The following is a 3,628-nucleotide window of genomic DNA, read 5'->3' as shown; positions in this document are numbered from 1 at the left end:
GCGGTAGGCGATGTAGAGGTCTCTGGCCCGCACCGTGTTGGTATCCCACAATTCCGAACGAACGTGGCAGCGGTCGAACTGGTCAAGCCATGCCTCGATAGGCGAACGGTAACGGGCCAGGGCCTGCTGCGCCTTCAACTCTTCGGCGAACGACCTGACCGGATCCTCAGCCTCAGCGTCCACCGAGCGCCACAGGTCGAGCCACAGGAACGCGTTGATTGCCGCCCAGGAAGCATCGCGCCGCCAGCGCAGGCCAACGAACCGCCGCGCGCCAGTCGGATCGCGGATGAGTTCGTTCAACTCCTTGTTCGACGCCCCGATGAACGTCGCGTTCTGAGTCACCAGATCGAGGGTATTGGTCCGCATCGGGCGGCGGCTGAGCGACTCGGCCGTGATGATGTTCTTGACCGCGTCGATGTCGGTCTTGGTCGCGTAGCCCATCTCGTCGATGAACAAGATGAAGTTGGACCAGATATCGATGATCCGATCGTCAGCGATCATCCGGAAATCCACCGACGCCATCGCCTCGGCGAGCGCCTCCGTCATGAGCCGAATGAAAGTGGACTTGCCAGAGCCCTGCGGGCCGAGGAGAACGGGCATGAGGTGGTCGGTCACCGGCAGGCCGAGCATCTTGCGCTTCACCTGCCAAACAAACTTCTTGAGGACGGCCGCGACGAACTTCGGCGAGGTGCCGGTCAAGTCGAAGCACCGCTCGACGAGGTCGATCAGGGTCTCCTCGAACCCATGCTCCTCCTCGACCGTCGCCAGCGGACCGGCGACCTTAATGTAGAGGTCGAGCGACCGCTCGCGCTTCGCAGCCTCGTACCACTCGTCGGCCGCATCAGTGATCTGAGTGTCGGTGAACTTCAGCCCGAGCTTATCCCGAACCATGCGCACCCGACGAGCAAACTCGGAGAACCGGATCGACTTGCGGCCAAGCATACGCGCCACAGTGCGCATCTGCGGGTCGTCCATGTGCTCGGGGGTGATGATGATCTCGTCCCCGCGCAGCTTCGCCTTCGTCGGCCCCGACCGGAACAGCGTGCCGTTGTAGCGGCAGCCGATCCCATCGCGCTGGACGACGGTCTCAACGAGATCGAGAGCGGTCTGCGGATCAAGACCGAGGGCATCGATCGTCCGCTTCCTGTGAAGCGCTTTGTCGAAGTCGGCGGCCTTGATCCGGGTGGTCTTGAGGATCTGCTCCTTGAAGCGTGCGTTCTCCGGACGCCCGGCGATCAGGCCCGCGACGATTTGGTCCGGGGAGAGAGGCTGCCCCTCAGCAATGGTGCGCGCAGCCTGGGCCAGGATGTCATTCAGCAACGTCTTGTAGTCAGTATCGGTCATCTGCAATGCTCTCAATCCGCCGCGCAAAATCGCTGCGGCATTGAGGTCAATCTACCGATGAGGAGGCGTTTCGTCGAAATTGAAATCAATCTTTGTTTTATGGACCGACGATCCCAGGACCGTATATAATGACTTCTACAACCAAACGCATCCTGCGGTAGCCGATCAACTCGGCAGTGCGGAGCGCTTGAACAAGGAAATTATCATGCCGATCGACGCCGCGTCGTTGCGCGGGAACTTCATCTGGGACGCCATTGATCGCCATCTCGTCGGAAAGCGTCGCCGCCGCTCCAGCGGCTTCACCGATATCAACTGCCCGATGTGCGTCTCGCGGGGCGAGAGCGCGGACAGGCGCTACCGCTGCGGTGTGGCACCGAGCGCTGACAGCGTCGGGATCAATTGCTTCAACTGCGGCTTCAAGACCGGGTGGACTCGGGGGCGGAGGCTTGGACGAGACCTTAAGGAGTTCCTGCGCGCCATCGGCGTGCCGGAGGTCGAACTCGCGAGGCTCGAAGCTATGGCTGCGCTCATGCATCGGCACACTGGCAGCATTGGCGCGTCTCCTACGGCTCTTCCTCCGTCATCTTTCCCGGCCGCTCCGTTGCCGTCTGGGGCTCGCTCAATCCACGACTGGCTTGCGGAGGATTGCGAGGAGCCGGACTTCCTGGAAGTTGCCACCTATCTCCTCTCTCGGGGAGACGACGTGGCGAAGTGGCCTTCGTACATGTGGACGCCGTCTACGAAGGACGGCATGAACCGACGCCTCATCCTTCCCTTCATGCACGAGGGCGCGATCGTCGGCTACTCGGCGCGTGCCATTGATGCAGAGGTTCAGCCTCGCTACCTCGGCTCGAAGCCGCCGGACTACCTCTTCAACAACGCCGTCCTGCGGCTACGCAGCCGGAAGTACATCGTGCTGGTCGAGGGCGCCTTCGACGCCATCGCCATCGACGGGGTGGGCCTGCTTGGCTCGACGCTGACGGATCGTCAGGCGGCGTGGCTGCGGTCCACGGGCCAAACCGTGATCGTGGTTCCAGACCAAGACACGGCGGGTGGGAAGCTTATCGACATGGCTCAAAGGTACGGCTGGTCTGTCGCTTTCCCGCGCACCATCGGCTCGCGGCCATGGTGGGACGGGGACGTGAAGGATGTGGCCGAGGCGACACGGCGCTACGGTAGGCTGTGGACGCTTCGATCAATTCTTGAGACGGCAACGGCTGATGAGCGAGTCATTGCTGTTCGGCTCAGGTTGCAACAGCAATTCACGGAGCCATGCAAATCAAGGTGACTTGCAGAATTCACAATCCATGTAATCAGACCCTGTCGATAGCAGTTCACATTCCGCGCAATTAAACGCCACGCAGCGCTCCCCGCAATTCAGGCAGAGAGCGGGCACACTCTTATTAATATCAATATTCAAGTGATCATAGATTACAGCCCGCACATCGCATTCTCTGCACGTGATGAGATCAGCAAAGGGGTCGTCGTATCCGCACGCAAAACACTTAAGTTCTGAGTCAGAGAAAGTTCTCTGATGGCATATAGGACAACCAAGTACGCGCCTAGAATTTTCCGATGCAAGTTTTTCAACGTTATATACGTAAGGCGGAAACTTAACAAGTCTCAAGAATACTTCGTCAGAAAGTAAGCTTGACATGTTAGACAGAAGGTCTGTGTCATCTTCGAATATGAGCTTAGATACTACATGTATCAACACATATGTCACCTCGAATTTAAGGTCGTACAGATCCGCATCGGCAAAATTGAAGTGAAAATGTACAATTTTATTCCTGGTTGCCTGGAAATTATCAACAATTCCCTCGAATATTTCATATAGATATCGATGTTTTTCTTTGAAGTATTTTTTGTTTTCTTCAAATCGTTTCGTCCTTAAACGGTTGTCGAGCCATCTTTCATGTATATCCGCATCGGAGAATTTTTCCTCGTTTTCTAGAATTATTCGTATTCCGTCTCGCTTTATTAAAAAACTAGCAAGCGCTAATTCGAGGGACATTTGTGTTAGCACAGTCACTACGGTGCCAACCTCACGATCAAAAGGTGAGTCCTGAGTGTCGTCGTGTTTTATCACCTCCGCGGCCGCTCTGCGAAGAAACATTATACTATTCAGACGGATCGAATCTGCTATACTCGCTTCGAGTTTCCCAAAATTTTCCGTCATTTCGGAAGCGCAGCCTGTGTGAAGTTTGAAACTTCATTTTGCAGATCTTCCAGGTCTCCGCAATGGGTGCCTTTGAGCCTCTGGACCGCGAGTACGAGGAGTCCT

The 3,628-nt window shown here is 56.8% G+C and carries 3 protein-coding genes; 1 reads left to right on the top strand and 2 read right to left on the bottom strand.

The features are described 5' to 3' along the window. On the bottom strand, positions 1 to 1,344 hold a 1,344-nt coding region (locus WYO_RS03910; RefSeq protein ID WP_007559273.1), incomplete at its 3' end, for a VapE domain-containing protein. A 79-nt stretch (positions 1,345 to 1,423) separates the two neighbouring features. Here WYO_RS03910 and WYO_RS03905 point away from each other — a divergent pair. Then, positions 1,424 to 2,632 carry a toprim domain-containing protein gene (locus tag WYO_RS03905; protein ID WP_165486541.1) on the top strand — a complete coding sequence of 403 codons (1,209 nt, stop codon included), beginning with the start codon at positions 1,424 to 1,426 and terminating at the stop codon, positions 2,630 to 2,632. Here WYO_RS03905 and WYO_RS30710 read toward each other — a convergent pair. After that, a complete protein-coding gene (locus tag WYO_RS30710; protein WP_128754940.1) occupies positions 2,624 to 3,358 on the bottom strand; it encodes a hypothetical protein in 735 nt (244 codons plus the stop codon). The genes WYO_RS03905 and WYO_RS30710 overlap by 9 nt on opposite strands. Between the last annotated feature and the right edge of the window lie 270 nt (positions 3,359 to 3,628).

Origin of the sequence: Methylobacterium sp. GXF4, assembly GCF_000272495.1 — a bacterium.
Lineage (GTDB): Bacteria > Pseudomonadota > Alphaproteobacteria > Rhizobiales > Beijerinckiaceae > Methylobacterium > Methylobacterium brachiatum.
This window is presented reverse-complemented; position numbering and strand designations above follow the sequence as displayed.

Coding starts and splice junctions, on each gene's coding strand:
- WYO_RS30710 (WP_128754940.1), bottom strand. CDS start 3,358: ATGTCCCTCGAATTAGCGCTTGCTAGTTTTTTAATAAAGCGAGACGGA.